15 protein-coding genes are annotated in these 15,772 nt (G+C 70.5%); 7 read left to right on the top strand and 8 right to left on the bottom strand.

The features are described from left to right. The 5 genes from metH to metK form a co-directional block, all read right to left on the bottom strand. On the bottom strand, positions 1-3,256 hold a 3,256-nt coding region (gene metH / locus ACVV2G_RS31165), incomplete at its 3' end, for a methionine synthase (protein ID WP_453846144.1). Continuing rightward, the gene (locus tag ACVV2G_RS31160) at positions 3,253-4,236 is read right to left on the bottom strand and encodes a carbohydrate kinase family protein (protein WP_453846143.1); all 984 of its coding nucleotides are present in this window, start codon (positions 4,234-4,236) and stop codon (positions 3,253-3,255) included. The genes ACVV2G_RS31160 and metH, both read right to left, overlap by 4 nt. 51 nt (positions 4,237-4,287) lie before the next feature. Further along, on the bottom strand, positions 4,288-4,503 hold the full coding sequence (locus ACVV2G_RS31155; protein WP_453846142.1) for an acyl-CoA carboxylase subunit epsilon: 216 nt from the start codon (positions 4,501-4,503) through the stop codon (positions 4,288-4,290). Continuing rightward, positions 4,500-6,167 carry an acyl-CoA carboxylase subunit beta gene (locus tag ACVV2G_RS31150; protein WP_453846141.1) on the bottom strand — a complete coding sequence of 556 codons (1,668 nt, stop codon included), beginning with the start codon at positions 6,165-6,167 and terminating at the stop codon, positions 4,500-4,502. Before ACVV2G_RS31150 ends, ACVV2G_RS31155 begins: the two co-directional genes overlap by 4 nt. Positions 6,168-6,212: 45 nt before the next feature. Then, positions 6,213-7,436, bottom strand: coding sequence for a methionine adenosyltransferase (metK, locus tag ACVV2G_RS31145; protein ID WP_453846140.1), 1,224 nt, complete (start codon positions 7,434-7,436; stop codon positions 6,213-6,215). Positions 7,437-7,717: 281 nt separating this feature from the next. Here metK and ACVV2G_RS31140 point away from each other — a divergent pair, with 281 nt between their 5' ends. The 5 genes from ACVV2G_RS31140 to ACVV2G_RS31120 all read left to right on the top strand — a co-directional run bounded on the left by ACVV2G_RS31140 (position 7,718) and on the right by ACVV2G_RS31120 (position 11,242). Continuing rightward, positions 7,718-8,236: a GbsR/MarR family transcriptional regulator gene (locus ACVV2G_RS31140; protein ID WP_453846139.1), complete on the top strand. Its 519-nt coding sequence runs from the start codon at positions 7,718-7,720 to the stop codon at positions 8,234-8,236. Then, positions 8,202-9,116, top strand: a complete 915-nt coding sequence (locus ACVV2G_RS31135) for an ABC transporter ATP-binding protein (protein WP_453846138.1) — start codon at positions 8,202-8,204, stop codon at positions 9,114-9,116. The genes ACVV2G_RS31140 and ACVV2G_RS31135 overlap by 35 nt, the downstream gene beginning before the upstream one ends. Then, entirely contained in the window at positions 9,106-9,879 is a 774-nt protein-coding gene (locus tag ACVV2G_RS31130) for an ABC transporter permease subunit (RefSeq protein ID WP_453846137.1), read from the top strand. The genes ACVV2G_RS31135 and ACVV2G_RS31130 overlap by 11 nt, the downstream gene beginning before the upstream one ends. An 80-nt stretch (positions 9,880-9,959) precedes the next feature. Next, positions 9,960-11,054, top strand: a complete 1,095-nt coding sequence (locus ACVV2G_RS31125) for an acyltransferase family protein (protein ID WP_453846136.1) — start codon at positions 9,960-9,962, stop codon at positions 11,052-11,054. Beyond that, positions 11,051-11,242 carry a hypothetical protein gene (locus ACVV2G_RS31120; RefSeq protein WP_453846135.1) on the top strand — a complete coding sequence of 64 codons (192 nt, stop codon included), beginning with the start codon at positions 11,051-11,053 and terminating at the stop codon, positions 11,240-11,242. Before ACVV2G_RS31125 ends, ACVV2G_RS31120 begins: the two co-directional genes overlap by 4 nt. A 45-nt stretch (positions 11,243-11,287) precedes the next feature. Here the strand turns inward: ACVV2G_RS31120 and ACVV2G_RS31115 are convergent, their stop codons facing one another. Together ACVV2G_RS31115 and ACVV2G_RS31110 are read right to left on the bottom strand one after the other, a co-directional pair. Further along, positions 11,288-12,013 (bottom strand): sensor histidine kinase, encoded by a 726-nt coding sequence (locus ACVV2G_RS31115; RefSeq protein WP_453846134.1) that lies wholly within the window; start codon positions 12,011-12,013, stop codon positions 11,288-11,290. 16 nt (positions 12,014-12,029) lie between these two features. Next, complete coding sequence (locus ACVV2G_RS31110) at positions 12,030-12,881, bottom strand: response regulator transcription factor (protein ID WP_453846133.1); 852 nt, start codon at positions 12,879-12,881, stop codon at positions 12,030-12,032. 304 nt (positions 12,882-13,185) lie between these two features. On the opposite strand from ACVV2G_RS31110, the gene ACVV2G_RS31105 reads away from it, so the two are divergent. Both ACVV2G_RS31105 and ACVV2G_RS31100 read left to right on the top strand, forming a co-directional pair. Next, a complete protein-coding gene (locus ACVV2G_RS31105) occupies positions 13,186-14,271 on the top strand; it encodes a sensor histidine kinase (RefSeq protein ID WP_453846132.1) in 1,086 nt (361 codons plus the stop codon). Then, a complete protein-coding gene (locus ACVV2G_RS31100) occupies positions 14,255-14,920 on the top strand; it encodes a response regulator (protein WP_453846131.1) in 666 nt (221 codons plus the stop codon). The genes ACVV2G_RS31105 and ACVV2G_RS31100 overlap by 17 nt, the downstream gene beginning before the upstream one ends. 25 nt (positions 14,921-14,945) lie before the next feature. Here the strand turns inward: ACVV2G_RS31100 and ACVV2G_RS31095 are convergent, their stop codons facing one another. Beyond that, entirely contained in the window at positions 14,946-15,716 is a 771-nt protein-coding gene (locus ACVV2G_RS31095) for a thioesterase II family protein (protein WP_453846130.1), read from the bottom strand. Positions 15,717-15,772 lie beyond the last annotated feature (56 nt).

Raw genomic sequence — 15,772 nt, 5'->3', positions numbered from 1 at the left:
CGATGCCCAGCTCGGAGCGCACACGCGCGTGCCAGTATTCGGCGAGGGCTTCGGCGAGTTGGACGGACAGGCCGTGGAGTTCGAGGTAGTCGCGGTAGGCGTTGGCTTCGAACATGCGGGCTGTTTCCTCGCCGATGCGGGAGCCGACGGTGACGATCTGGAAGCCGACGATGTCGGTTTCGCCGGATTCCTCGGGGCGGAAGAAGTCGGCGAGGCACAGGCGTCGGCCGCGGCGCTGGCGGGGGAAGGTGAAGCGGGTGCGTTCGTTGCCCGCTTCGTCGAGGACGATGAGGTCGTCGTCCTTGGAGACGCAGGGGAAGTAGCCGTAGACGACGGCCGCTTCCAGCAGGTTCTCCCTCTGGAGGCGGTCGAGGAGGCCGCGCAGCCGGGGGCGGCCCTCGGTTGCGACGAGTTCCTCGTAGGAGGGTCCTTCGCCGGTGCGGGCCTGTTTCAGGCCCCACTGGCCCTTGAACAGGGCGCCCTCGTCGAGCCAGGAGGCGTATTCCTTGAGCTGGATGCCCTTGATGACGCGGGTGCCGCGGAAGGGCGGGGCGGGGACGGGGTTGTCGGTGGCGACGTCGGAGCGGGCGTGGTCTTCCCCGGGTCGTTCCTCGACTGTCACCGTGGCCGCCCGCACCCGGCGCGGGCGCAGCTGGGGCAGTTGTGCGCCGGGTACGCCGCGTTTGACGCCGATGAGGGCGTCCATCAGGCGCAGGCCCTCGAAGGCGTCGCGGGCGTAGCGGACTTCGCCGTCGTAGATGTCGTGGAGGTCCTGTTCGACGTAGGCGCGGGTGAGGGCGGCGCCGCCGAGGATGACGGGGTAGTCGGCGGCCAGTTGGCGCTGGTTGAGTTCTTCCAGGTTCTCTTTCATGATCACGGTGGATTTGACGAGGAGGCCGGACATGCCGATCACGTCGGCCCGGTGCTCTGCGGCTGCTTCCAGGATCGCGGAGACGGGTTGCTTGATGCCGAGGTTGACGACGGTGTAGCCGTTGTTGGACAGGATGATGTCGACGAGGTTCTTGCCGATGTCGTGGACGTCGCCGCGGACGGTGGCCAGCACGATGGTGCCCTTGCCGTCGTCGTCGGTCTTGTCCATGTGCGGTTCCAGGTGGGCCACCGCGCTCTTCATGACTTCGGCGGACTGGAGGACGAAGGGCAGCTGCATCTGACCGGAGCCGAACAGTTCGCCGACGACTTTCATGCCGTCCAGCAGGGTTTCGTTGACGATGTCGAGGGCCGGGCGTTCCCGGAGGGCTTCGTCCAGGTCCCGTTCCAGGCCGTTCTTCTCGCCGTCGATGATGCGCCGCTTGAGCCGTTCCTCCAGCGGGAGCGCGGCCAGTTCCTGGGACTTGGAGGCCCGCAGTGATGTGGCGGTGGCGCCCTCGAAGAGCTGCATGAGCTTTTGCAGCGGGTCGTAGCCCTCGCGGCGGCGGTCGTGGATCAGGTCCAGGGCGGTGGTGACCTGTTCCTCGTCGAAGCGGGCGATGGGCAGGATCTTGGAGGCGTGCACGATCGCCGAGTCCAGGCCGGCCTTGACGCACTCGTCGAGGAAGACGGAGTTGAGCAGGATGCGGGCGGCCGGGTTGAGGCCGAAGGAGATGTTCGACAGGCCCAGGGTGGTCTGCACCTGCGGGTGGCGGCGTTTGAGTTCGCGGATGCCTTCGAGGGTGGCGATGCCGTCGCCGCGGGACTCCTCCTGGCCGGTGCAGATGGTGAAGGTCAGGCAGTCGACGAGGATGTCCGACTCGTGGATGCCCCAGTTGCCGGTCAGGTCCTCGATCAGCCGTTCGGCGATCTCCACCTTCTTCTCGGCGGTGCGGGCCTGGCCCTCCTCGTCGATGGTCAGCGCGATCAGCGCGGCGCCGTGTTCGCGCGCCAGCCGGGTGACCCTGGCGAAACGGGAGCCGGGGCCGGCCCCGTCCTCGTAGTTGACCGAGTTGATCACCGCGCGGCCGCCGAGCTTCTCCAGCCCGGCGCGGAGCACCTCGACCTCGGTGGAGTCCAGTACGACCGGCAGCGTCGAGGCGGTGGCGAACCGGCCGGCCAGCTCCGCCATGTCGGCCACGCCGTCACGGCCCACGTAGTCCACGCACAGGTCCAGCATGTGCGCACCCTCGCGGATCTGGTCGCGGGCCATCTCCACACAGTCGTCCCAGCGGCCCTCCAGCATCGCCTCGCGGAACTTCCTCGACCCGTTCGCGTTCGTCCGCTCACCGATCGCCAGGTACGACGTGTCCTGCCGGAACGGCACCGACTGGTACAACGAGGCCGCGCCCGGCTCCGGACGGGGGTCCCGTCCGGCCGGCACGGCACCGCGGACCCGCTCCACGACCTGCCGCAGGTGCTCGGGCGTGGTACCGCAGCAGCCGCCCACCAGCGACAGGCCGTACTCACGGACGAACATCTCCTGCGCATCCGCCAGCTCCGGCGCACTCAGCGGGTAGTGGGCCCCGTCCTTGCCCAGGACCGGCAGACCGGCGTTGGGCATGCAGGACAACGGGATACGCGAGTGACGGGCCAGGTAACGCAGATGCTCACTCATCTCCGCCGGACCGGTCGCGCAGTTCAGACCGATCATGTCGATACCCAGCGGCTCCAGCGCGGTCAGGGCGGCGCCGATCTCCGAGCCGAGCAGCATCGTCCCGGTCGTCTCGACCGTCACCGACACGATCACCGGCACCTCCAGACCCAGCGCGTCCAGGGCACGCCGCGCGCCCAGGACGCAGGCCTTGGTCTGGAGCAGGTCCTGCGTCGTCTCCACCAGCAGCGCGTCCGCACCACCCGCCACCAGCCCCTCGGCATTGCGCTGATACGCATCCCGCAGGACGGTGTAGGGGGCGTGGCCCAGCGTGGGGAGCTTGGTACCCGGACCCATCGAGCCCAGCACCCAGCGCTGCCGGCCGTCCCGCGCGGCGAACGCGTCGGCCACCTCACGCGCCACCCGCGCACCCGCCTCCGACAGCTCATGCACCCGCTCGGCAATGTCGTACTCACCCAGCGCCGAATGGTTCGCGCCGAACGTGTTCGTCTCCACACAGTCCACACCAGCCGCGAAATACTCCTCGTGCACCGAACGCACGATGTCGGGCCGGGTCAGATTCAAAACCTCGTTGCAGCCCTCCAACTGCTGGAAATCCTCCAACGAGGGATTCTGCGCCTGCAGCATGGTGCCCATCGCACCATCGGCGACCACCACACGGGTGGCCAGCGCCTCACGCAGGGCGCTGATCCGCTGCCTCTGTCCACCACTCATGACACGCTCGCCAGCAGCGGCTCGAGATCGCCGGCCGCCGACCGGCCGTAGGAGCGGTCGACGCGGGAGAGGAGGTCGGCCGGCACCAGCTTGTACTCCTGGGTACCCACCGACTCCAGGACCGCAGTGGCGAACACGCAGCCGAGCTGGGCCGCTCGCCGGTACGGCAGTTCGCCGGCGACGCCCGCGAGGAAGCCGGCCCGGAAGGCGTCGCCGACTCCGGTCGGGTCGGCGATCGCCTCCGACGGCACCGCCGGGACGTCCACCGCGATGGTGTGACCGGAGCGAAGCGAGACCCCGTCCGCTCCCCGGGTGACGATCCAGGTGTCCACCCGCCGCAGTACCTCGGCCTCGCTCCAGCCGGTGCGCTCCTGAAGCAGGGCGGCCTCGTACTCGTTGGTGAACAGCCAGCGTGCTCCGTCGACGAGGCGTTTGGTCTGCTCGGTGTCGAGGCGGGCCAGCTGCTGCGAGGGGTCGGCGGCCACGTCGAGGTCGAGGTCGTGCGCCCTGCCCGTGTGTCTGAGCATGGCCTGCGGATCGTCGGCGCCGACCAGGACGAGGTCCAGGCCCCCGGCCGAGCGGCGGACCGAGCCGAGGTCGATGCGGCGGGCCTCGGTCATGGCGCCCGCGTAGAAGGTGGCGATCTGGTTCTGGTCGGCGTCGGTCGTGCACACGAAGCGCGCGGTGTGCAGCGTTTCGCTGATCCGCACGGCCGATGTGTCGACACCGGCGGCCCGCAGTCTGTCGCCGTACTCGGCGAAGTCGGTGCCCGCCGCCCCGACCAGTACGGGGCGCAGCCCGAGCCGGCCGAGGCCGAAGGCGATGTTGGCGCCCACTCCGCCGCGCCGGATGTCGAGTCGGTCGGCGAGGAAGGACAGGGACACGCGGTCGAGCTGTTCCGAGATGAGCTGGTCGGTGAAGCGACCCGGGAAGACCATGAGATGGTCGGTCGCGATCGAGCCGGTCACGGCGATACGCACGGGTTTCTCCCTGAGGGGTCGGGTGCCCGAGGTCGGGCCGGCCTGGGCGGGTCAGTTCGGGGGCTGCCACGTCGGGCGTGGCACGGAGAGCCAGGCGCCCGCGACGCGGTGCGGCCCCTGGCGCAGCGCCCATCCGGCTCCCGGCTGCTGGAGTGCGGTGCGCAGGGCACCTTCGTCCCGGGCCGCGAGGGAGAGCAGCACCGCGGTCAGGGCGGCGAGTTCCTCCGGTCCGGGGGCGCCGCGCAGAACTCGGACGGCGGTGCTCATTGCGGCTGGTTTCCGTGCTTGCGGCTCGGGAGAGGAGCGTGCTTGGCCCGGAAGGCCGTGAGCGCGTCGATGAGCCGGGCGCGGGTGTCCGCGGGGTCGATGACGTCGTCGACCAGGCCGCGCTCCGCCGCGTAGTACGGGTGCATCAGCTCCCGCCGGTACTCGGCGATCCGTTCGGCGCGGGTACGGGCCGGGTCGTCGGACGCGGCGATCTCACGGCGGAAGACGACGCCTGCCGCGCCTTCGGCGCCCATGACCGCGATCTCGTTGGCCGGCCAGGCCAGGGCGAGGTCGGCGCCGATGGAGCGGGAGTCCATCACGATGTAGGCGCCACCGTACGCCTTGCGGAGGACGACGGAGATCCGGGGCACGGTCGCGTTGCAGTACGCGTACAGCAGCTTGGCCCCGTGCCGGATGACACCGTCGTGCTCCTGGCCGACGCCCGGCAGGAACCCCGGTACGTCCACCAGGGTCACCAGCGGAATGTTGAAGGCGTCGCACATCTGGACGAACCGTGCGGCCTTCTCGGACGCGTGGATGTCGAGCACCCCGGCCAGGCTCGACGGCTGGTTGGCGACGACACCGACCACGGCGCCGTCGAGCCGGGCCAGGGCGCAGACCACGTTCGTGGCCCAGCGCTCGTGGACCTCGACGTACTCGCCGTCGTCGGCGATCTCCTCGACCACTCGGCGCATGTCGTACGACTGGTTCGGGTCGGCGGGTACGAGATCGAGCAGCGCCTCGCACCGACGGTCCGCGGGGTCGTCCGCCGGTGCCGGCGGTGGGAGTTCCCGGTTGTTCGAGGGCAGGAGGGACAGCAGGTAGCGCACCTCGGCCAGGCAGCTCTCCTCGTCGTCGTGGACGAAGGAGGCCACACCGGAGGTGGCGGCGTGCACCTCGGCGCCTCCCAGCCCGTCGTGGGTGATCTGCTCGCCGGTCACGGCCTCCACCACGTCCGGTCCGGTGATGAACATCTGGGAGGTGCCCCGGACCATGAAGACGAAGTCGGTGAGGGCGGGGGAGTAGGCGGCGCCCCCGGCGCACGGCCCCAGGACGACGCTGATCTGGGGGATCACGCCGGAGTTGCGGACGTTGCGCTGGAAGATGCCGCCGTACCCGGCGAGGGCGGTGACGCCTTCCTGGATCCGTGCGCCGGCCCCGTCGCACAGCCCCACCAGCGGTGCGCCCGCGGCCTCGGCCAGGTCCATGACCTTGTGGATCTTCTGGGCGTGTGCCTCGCCCAGCGCGCCGCCGAAGACACGGAAGTCATGGGCGTACGCGAAGACCCGGCGCCCGCCCACCAGGCCCCAGCCGGTGATCACGCCGTCGGTGTGCGGACGTCTCGCCTCCAGACCGAAGCCGCTCGCCCGGTGCCGACGCCATGGCTCGATCTCCGTGAACGTCGCCCTGTCGAAGAGGAGTTGCAGGCGCTCGTGCGCCGTGAGCTTGCCCTTGGCGTGCTGCGCCGCCGTCGCCTCGGGGCTCGGTCCCTGGCGTATCCGGTCCCGCAGCCCTGCCAGTTCCGCGGTGCGCTCCCTCAGCGAGGGAACCCGGGCGGGCCGCGGGAGGGGCGCGGGACGCTGCCCCGGTGCGGCGGAGGGGACCGGCACGGCGGTGAAGGCGTGCAGGGGATGCGCCGCGTTCCTCTCCTCGACGAAACTCATGGGCTGTCCTTTCGGCGGTGGGGTGGACGTGAGGGGAGATACGTCCTACAGCCCGGCCGCGGCGCGCAGCGCCCCCACGCGGTCGGTGGCCTCCCAGGTGAAGTCGGGGAGTTCACGGCCGAAGTGGCCGTACGCGGCGGTCCGGGCGTAGATCGGGCGGAGCAGGTCGAGGTCGCGGACGATCGCGGCGGGACGCAGGTCGAAGACCTCGGTGATGGCGCGCTCGATCAGGTGCTGGGCGACGGTGGCGGTGCCGAAGGTCTCGACGAACAGACCGACGGGCTCGGCCTTGCCGATGGCGTAGGCGACCTGCACCTCGCAGCGCCGGGCGAGGCCGGCGGCGACGACGTTCTTGGCGACCCAGCGCATGGCGTAGGCCGCGGAGCGGTCCACCTTGGACGGGTCCTTGCCGGAGAAGGCGCCACCACCGTGCCGGGCCATGCCGCCGTAGGTGTCGATGATGATCTTCCGGCCGGTCAGACCCGCGTCTCCCATGGGCCCGCCGATCTCGAAGCGGCCGGTCGGGTTGACCAGGAGCCGGTATCCGTCCGTCTCCAGGTTGACACCGCTCTCGGCGAGTTCCTTGAGCGTGTACTCGACGACCTGCTCGCGGACGTCGGGCGTCAGCAGAGAGCCGAGGTCGATGTCGCTCGCGTGCTGGGAGGAGACGACGACCGTGTCGAGGCGGACGGGCCTGCTGCCCTGGTACTCGATGGTGACCTGCGTCTTGCCGTCGGGGCGCAGATAGGGCACGTCGCCGCTCTTGCGGACCTCGGCCAGGCGGCGCGACAGCCGGTGGGCGAGGCTGATGGGCAGCGGCATCAACTCGGGCGTCTCATCGGTGGCGTAGCCGAACATCAGGCCCTGGTCGCCCGCGCCCTGCCGGCTCAGCTCGTCTTCCGGGGCCTGCGGGCCGGAGGCCGGGACGCGTGCCTCGTACGCCGTGTCGACGCCCCGCGCGATGTCGGGCGACTGGGCCCCGATCGAGACCGAGACACCGCAGGAGGCACCGTCGAAGCCCTTGGCGGAGGAGTCGTAGCCGATGTCGAGCACCGCGTCGCGCACCAGGGTCGGGATGTCGGCGTACGCGCTCGTCGTGACTTCCCCGGCCACGTGCACCTGGCCCGTGGTGATGAGGGTTTCCACCGCGACGCGTGCTGCGGGGTCCTGTGCCAGGAGTGCGTCGAGGACGGTGTCGCTGATCCGGTCGGCGATCTTGTCCGGATGGCCCTCGGTCACGGACTCCGAGGTGAAGAGCCGAGAAGACATGCGGTTCTCCCGTTCGGGGCGTGGTTGTTTCCCGTCGCACCGATGGTCGAGAGGCCCATGGAAGCGGGGCAACGGATGGCGGGCCCGGTGCCCCGAAAGGGGTACGGCGTCGCCACCCCCTTCGGCGTAGTTCCAGGTCAGAGCGGTCGGGGTGGCGAAGTGGACACCTAACCTCGACAGCGCACGCGTCTCTGCGAAGGTTCCGTACGGGCAGAATCAGTAGAACGGCTAGTACGTGCTGTTTGTTCAGTGTATTCTGAACAAACCAAAGGAGGTGAAGGTTGGTGACGGTAACGTCGGCCACTTCGGAAGAGCTGGAGTTCGTCGAGGCGGTCGCTCTGCAACTGGAGCAGCAGGGATTGATCCGCATGTCCGGCCGGGCCATCGGGTGGCTGCTGATCTGTGAACCTGCCGAGCAGACGCTCGGGCAGATCGCCGCGGCGCTCTCCGTCAGCGTCGGCTCGATCAGTACGGCGCTGCGGCACCTGGTGCCCAGCGAGTTGGTCGAGCGCTTCCGCAGACCGGGCGAGCGGGGCGACCGGTATCGCATCAACCCTCACGCCTGGATCGAGCACGCCATGACTCAGGCCTCGCGATACGGCGAGTTCAAGCGGGTCACCGCGCGCGGGCTGGACCTGCTGGCGGGCCAACCGCCGGTACGCAGCCGGCGCCTGCAGGAGATGTACGACTTCTACGAGTGGCTGGAACGCGAAATGCCCCTCGTCTGGAGTCGCTGGGAGCAAGAGAAGAAGGAGCGGATGCAGCATGACCCCTGTGGCGCTGGCCGAGGGACTCAGTAAGTCCTACGGGAAGCACAAAGCCCTGGAGGAGCTGTCACTGAGCATCAACCAGGGGGAAGTGTTCGGCTATCTCGGCCCCAACGGTGCCGGCAAGACCACGACCATCCGGCTGCTGCTCGATCTCATCCGACCCACCTCGGGCCGGATCGAACTCTTCGGCAAGCACCCGCGGGAGGGCGGCAGCGAGCTGCGCCGGCGCGTCGGATACCTGCCGGGCGAACTCCCGCTCGCGGGACGCGGCAGCGGCCTGGAACTCCTCGAGTTCCTGGCCAGGGTGCGCGGCGGCGTGGACAAGGCCACGATCCTGTCGCTCGCCGAGCGGCTGAACGTGGACCTCAAACGGCCCGTGCACAACCTGTCGAAGGGCAACAAGCAGAAGGTCGGCATCATCCAGGCCTTCATGCACACCCCCGACCTGCTGATCCTCGACGAGCCGACGACCGGTCTGGACCCGCTCGTCCAGCAGGAGTTCCTCGACATGGTCCGGGAGGCCAAGCGGAACGGGCAGACCGTGCTGATGTCCTCGCACATCCTGTCCGAGGTCCAGCATGTCGGGGACCGCGTGGCCATCATCCGCGGCGGCAGGCTTATCTCCGTCTCGGACGTCGACAGCCTGCTCGAACAGGCCCAGCGACGGGTGGAGATCCGCTTCGTGGACCCCGTGGACCCGCGCGTCTTCTCCGTCCTGCCCGGTGTTCGCGACGTCGACGTCCGGGCCAACACGCTCAGCTGCACGCTCGACGGCGCGGCCGACGCGCTCGTCAAGGCGGCTGCCCAGTACACCGTGGTCAGCCTGGTGTGCGAGGAGCCCGACCTCGAAGAAATCTTCCTGCACGCCTACGCGCAGGACCCCAAGGAGGAGATGCACGGTGTCCGCTGAACTCGCCGTCTTCGGAAAGGCACTGCGCGACCAGCGTCGCGGCCTGGCCTTCTGGGCGGCCGGACTGGCTCTGGTCACCCTGATGTACACCTCGAGCTTCGACCCCGACAAGGTCTCCGAGGACCCCAGCGGCTTCCAGAAGGCCCTCTCCTTCGACGACCTGGCGACCGGGCCGGGCTTCCTGCGGGCCACCATCCTCGGCATGATCGTGCCGCTGCTGCTCATGGTGTACGTCACCATCGCCGGCTCGAAGTCGGTCGCGGGGGAAGAGGAGACGGGACTGCTCGACCTCTACCTCGCCCAGCCGATCGAGCGCGGGCAGCTGCTGGTGCAGCGGTTCGCCGCGACCTGCGTCGCGGTCACCGGCTTCGCGCTGGTCCTCCTGCTCGAGCTCGTGGTGCTCAACTCCGCGCTGGACATGCAGGTCGAGTTCGGCAACCTGCTCGTCACGGTCGTCGGCCTGGTCTTCCTGGTGATCACCTTCGCGGCCGTGGCCTTCGCCACCGGCGCGATCACGGGCCGCCGTCCGCTCACACTCGGGGTGACGGCGGGCTACGGGGCCTTCGCCTTCATCGTGAACGCGCTGGCCGGCCAGTCGGAGGCGGCGGAGCCGCTGAAGTACCTGTCCGCCTTCCACTACTACCTGGGCGGCAACCCGCTGCGCGAGGGGTTCGACCCGGGAATGCTGGTTCTCCTGGTGGCCCCCGCGGTGCTCTTCGGTGTCGGCCTGGCCCGGTTCAGGAGCCGTGACCTGAACGTCTGAACCGCTCGTCCGCATCGCTCGACGACCATACGACCCTCCGCCGCGCCCCTCGGGCGCGGCGGTGTCGCAAGGGGGGGACCTTGACGTACGGTGCAGCGAAGAACGCGCCGCCGGCCGGAGTCGCGCGACGGGCCCACCTGCCGGCCATGGACGGTCTGCGCGGACTGGCCGCCACGATGGTGGTCACCATCCACTTCGCCGGATGGACGGGGGTTGCCTTCGACCCGGACGGCAAGGGTCTGTTCGCCACCCTGATCAACCGTTTCGGGGTGTCCGTGTACATCTTCTTCGTCATCTCGGGCTGTCTGCTCTTCCGGCCGTTCGCCGCCGCGGCGCTGGAAGGGCGCGAGGCGCCCGGCATGAAGGCCTACTACTGGCACCGGTTCCTGCGCATCTATCCGGCGTTCTGGCTGCTCCTGCTTCTCTCGGTGATCTTCATCCACCGGGACCTGGTGGAGGAGCCGGCACGCCTGCTGCGCGTGCTCACCCTCCAGCACACGTTCGTGGGCGGCGACTTCCCGCACACGCCCGAGTGGCCGTGGAGCACGTTCTCCCAGACCTGGAGCCTGTCCACGGAGATCAGTTTCTACCTGCTGCTGCCACTGCTGGCCGGGCTGTTCCGCCGGCTGCTCGGGGGAGGACGGGGCATCGGCCCGGCCCTGGCCGGCTTCCTCCTGCTGGAAACGGTGAACGTGGTGTGGTGGATCGGCATCTGGGCGAGTGCGGACACCGCGGCCCATCCGACCCAGTGGTGGTGGCTGCCCGGATACATCGGCTTCTTCGCCGCGGGAATGGCTCTGGCCACGGTGTCCGCGTACGTCGAACGGCGGCCCGGCGCACCACCGGCCGTCGTGCGGTTCGTCGTCCGCCGTCCCTGGCTGTGCTGGGCCATGGCGCTCGCGGCGTACGTGGTGATCTCCACACCGCTGGCCGGCGGGCACATGGAGCCCCCGTCCCCGCGCACCGCCCTGATGGAGCACCTCGGCTACCTGGTGGTCTCCGTGGGCCTCGCGCTTCCTTTGGTGTTCGCTCCCGGGAGCGGCCCGGAGCGGCTGCTGTCGACCCGGGTCATGGCCTGGCTGGGCCGGACCTCGTACGGCATCTTCCTGTGGCACATGTTCGTGATGGCGGCCGCGCTGCGCCTCGGCGGATGGGGCTGGGGCGAACCGGGATGAAGGGCTTCCTGCTGCTGCTCCCGGTCACGGTCGCGGGGACGCTGCTCCTCGGGTCGCTGAGCTACGTGCTCGTCGAACGGCCGCTGCGACGTCGCTTCCACGGCCGGGTCCGCTCCCCGGACCCGGCAGGGCAGGCGACGCCCGCGCGGACGGGTGACGGACGCGATGCGCGGAAGGCCGGCACGTGATCACCGCATCCCGCCGTCGCGGTGCGCGACGGACGGCCGTCCACGTCACTCCGCGCGCGGCAGGACGGCGACCGCCCGCAGACCGCCCGTGGGCGCCCGGCCCAGTTCCAGGCGGCCGCCCGAGGCGCAGAGCAGGGCCCCGGCGATGGTCAGGCCCAGTCCGGTGCCCTGCCGGCCGCGTCCCGCACTGCCGCGCCAGAACGGTTCGCAGGCATGGGCGACCTCCTCCTCCGTCATGCCCGGTCCCTGGTCGCAGACTTCGACCCGCACCTCGGCGGACGACTCGTGGACGGTGACGGTGACACAGCCGCTGTCCGGTGTGACGTGCAGGGCGTTGTCCAGGAACACGTCGAGGCACTGCTCCAGGGAGCCCCGGACCTGGCTGCCGGTGGCCGCGATGCCGTCCAGGCCCAGCCGCACCCCGCGGTCGGATGCCAGGACGTCCCAGGCGTCGACGCGCGCCGCGGCGACGCCGAGGGCGTCCACCGTCTCCGTGGGAGCGTCGCTCTCCTGCTCGACGGTCCCCCATGCCAGGACCTGCTCCAGCACCTGCGAGAGGCGGCCCACCTCCCGCAGTACCCCGTGGACTTCGCGTCGGGCGTCCGTGCCCGGTGCCGCTGCGAGCCGGTCCAGCAGGAGTTCCAGGCGCAGACGAACGGACGAGAGAGGACCGCGCACCTGGTGGGCGGCGACCGCGGCCACCGTGGAGGAACCCCCTCGGGGCAACGGCGGCGCCGGAACCGGCGCGGTGGCGGGCAAGCTGATCGTCATGGTCGTAGGTCCCGTCTCAGACGTGGGCGGCCGTCGGTATCGCCAGCCGGTAGCCGACCCCCCGGACGGTCTCGATCCACTGGGTCCTGCCGAGCTTGGTGCGCAGCGATCCCACATGGACGTCGAGAGTGCGGGTGGACCCGAACCAGTTCTCGTCCCACACCCGGGACATGATCTGCTGGCGTTCCACCACCGTCCCGGGCTCCTCCAGCAGCATCGCCAGCAGGTCGAACTCCTTGCGCGTGACGCGTATCTCCTCCCCGTGCACGAACACCCTGCGTGTGCGCGGGTTCAGCCGGACGGGGCCGGCCCGCAGGGGTGCCTGCACGGCCTCGGCCGGTCGGTCGCCCGGGCCCTCGGCACTCGTGTGCGACCGCGTGGGGGCGGCGGGCGCGGCAACGGGCGCGGCCGCCGAGGCCGGAGCCGGCGTCCGCCCGGGAAGCGGGGAAGGAAGTACCGGCTCCTCGGATGAGGGGCCCGCAGCGCCGGTGCGGTCGGCCCCGTGCAGCGCGCAGCCCCCCGCCCGGCGCAGGAGCGACCGGATCCGGGCCACGAGCTCGTGTCTGCTGAAGGGCTTGGCGACGAAGTCGTCCGCGCCCATGTGCAGGACCATGACCCGGTCCAGCTCCTCGGTCCGGCCGCTCAGCGCGATGACCGGAACGCAGGACACCTCCCGGATCCGGCGGCAGACCTCGTGGCCGTCGAGGTCCGGGAGCCCCAGGTCCAGCAGGACGAGCCCGACGTGCGCGAGGTGGTCCAGGGCTTCGGCGCCGGTGGCGACGCGACGGGGGCGGAACCCCTGGACGTCCAGCGCCTCCTGGAGCGCCTCGGCCACCCCGTCGTCGTCCTCGACGATCAGCACGTTCATGGATCTGACGCCTCCCCGTAGGCAGAGCCCTGTCGTGATCTCGAAGAACCGTGGAACGGTCTCTGGACGCAGCGAGTTAAGCAATACTGGCCGACCGGTATCAACAACGCGCGGCGGCTTGGTGCCCAGTGAGGTACCCCCTGATGTGTCTTTAGGGGTACCGGGCGGCCGGCCCCGGAAAGCGGAAGCGGATCTTGAGTGATTCTTGACGCGCTTCGATCAAGTGAGCGAGGGTAGTATCGAAAGCGGGACGCGGGTGCGGGGCGGAGGGGGCGTTCACCTGCCCAGCGGGGGTGTTTTCGACGTGGAAGCTCGACCGGGCACGCGCAGCACCGTCGCTGCCCTGCTGGAACGCCGCATGGACGAGATCCTCGCAGCCTACGAGGCGGCTCTGTACAGCACCGACTCCTCCCTTCTGAGGGAGGAGCGGAACGCGGGGCCCTACGTGGCGGAGGCGCGGCGCGTCCTGGCCCACGTCATCTCGGAACTGCACCGCGGAACGTACCTGCCGCACGGAACCGACCATCTGGGCGACGCTCTGCGGCCCGGCGGACCGCGCACCCACCCTGTCGAGTCCGGCCGCGCCGCAACGGCGCTGTTCGACGCGGTGGTCGTCGTGCTGACGGACGAGTCCGAGACGAGCGGGCCCGCCGCGGCCGAGACGGGCGTCCTCTTCTCCCTGCTGCACCGGCAGATCGTCGCCAGGCACACCGCCCGGTCCGTGGCGCACATCGGCTACCTGCTGGAGCGCATCCGCAGCGCGCACAACGACGAGCGCCGGCGCATCGCCAGGGAACTGCACGACGAGGTGGCCGGACAGTTGGGCACCGCCCTCAACTGGTTCGAACTGCACGAGGTGTACGAGTCCGAACAGCCCGAACTCGCCCGGTACAAGCTCGGCGCCGCCCGGTCCACGGTGCGGGACTCCCTCGACAGCCTGCGCGAGGTGATGACGGGCCTGCGCCACCGGATCGACACCGCCTCGCTGCGCACCGCCCTCGCCCGGGACCTCGACGGCATGGGGGAGGACGGCGCCGAAGCGCGGGTCTCCGTGACGGGTGACGAATCGTGGCTGCCGCCCGGGGCGGCGGAGGAGCTCTTCCTGATCGTCCGGGAGGCACAGCGCAACGCCGTGCGCCACGCCCGCGCCACGCTGATCACGGTCGAGGTCCACGTGGCACCTGGAGAGGTGCGCGCGACCGTCGAGGACGACGGCATCGGCTTCGACCCGGTGGCCACGGCACCGCGCGGTCACAGTGGCATGCTCTCCATGCGGGAACGGGCCGAACTCCTCGGCGGCAGCGTGACGGTGGAGTCGCAGCCCGGCTGCGGCGCACGCATCCTGGTTTTCCTACCGCTGGAGGGGGACAACAGTGGCGAGCCCGCGTAGACCCATCAGGATCCTGATAGCCGACGACCACACGCTGTTCAGGGAAGGCGTCACGGAGATACTCACCGCCGCCGGCGGCGTCGAGGTCGTCGGAGAGGCACACAGCGGCGGGGACGCCTGTGAGAAGGCGGCCGCACTGCGCCCGGACGTCGTCGTCCTCGACGTCGAGATGCCCGGCCAGGGGATCCGGGAGACGCTTCCGCAACTGCGGCGGGTCTCGCCTCGCTCCCGCGTCGTCGTGCTGACCATGCACGACGACGTGGTGCTGGCCCGGGAACTGCTCACCCTGGGTGCCAGTGCCTATCTCGTCAAAGGATCCACCCGGCACGAACTGGTCTCCGCGATCCACAGCGTCGTCGTGGACCGCGGAGCGGGCCACGTGATCCTTTCCGTGTCCCAGGAGGGCCTCGACCGGGTCGGCCAGGCACCGGGCGACCTCCTCTCCGAACGCGAGCGCGAAGTCCTCGTACTCACCGCGGAGGCGCTCAGCAACTCCCAGGTCGCCCGGCGGCTGAACATCGCCGAAGGCACGGTCAAGCGCCACCTGCGCAACGTCTTCCGCAAACTCGGCGCGGTCTCGCGTCTGGACGCGGTGAACAAGGCGGTGGCCGCGTCCCTCATCCCGGCGCCCCAGCCGAGGGAGGAGTGAGCACCCGGGTCGGGCGGGGGCCGTATCAGGGGATCATCCCGGCGTGGAGGTCCCCCACGAGGTCCGCGACGAGTTCGGCACGCCCCGCATTCAGGAAGAAGTGGCCGCCCGGGAAGGTCCGCAGGCGGAACGCCGACGCGGTGTGCCGTCTCCAGCCGTCCAGTTCACCCGGGCCGAACTCCGGGTCGTCCCGGCCGCCGTAGGCCGTGACGGGGCAGGACAGCGGCGGTGCGGGCGTGTGGACGTACGTTTCCAGCAGGGTGACGTCCGCGCGGAGCGCCGGCAGATAGAGCGCGCGCATCTGGGGATCGTCGCGGATGGCCGGCGGGATCGCGTGGAAACGCTGGTCCAGTGCCTCCAGGAGCAGGTCGTCGGGCAGTCGGTGGACGACGGCGTGCCGGAGCGGGAGGTGGGGGGCCGAGCGGGCGGAGACCGCCAGGTGGACGGGGGGCCGGCCGTGCGAGTGGCGCAGTTCACGGGCGAGTTCGAAGGCGATCAGTGCGCCGAGGCTGTGACCGAACAGGGCGTACGGGCCGTCCAGGGCCGGAGCGAGGACGGCCGCCGCCTCCTTGACGAGGACGGAGACGTCGGTGCGCGGCTGCTCGCGGTAGCGGGCCTCGCGGCCGGGCAGCCGGAGGACCCAGGGCTCGACGGTCTCCGGCAGCAGTTCGCCCCAGCCCTGGAAGGCGGCGGTGCCCCCGCCGGCGTACGGCACGCAGACGAGCCGGAGGGGGAGGGCCGGCCGCGGGGCGGGGCGCAGGACCCAGCGATCGAGATCGGACGGGGCCGTGGTCATGGTGGCACTCCAGGGGAGGAAGACGGGGCCGGCGGCGGGTCGGTCCGCCACCGGCC

The organism is Streptomyces sp. JK94 (assembly GCF_053613315.1).
Note: the sequence above shows the minus strand (reverse complement) of the source record. Positions and strands in the feature narration are given on the sequence as shown.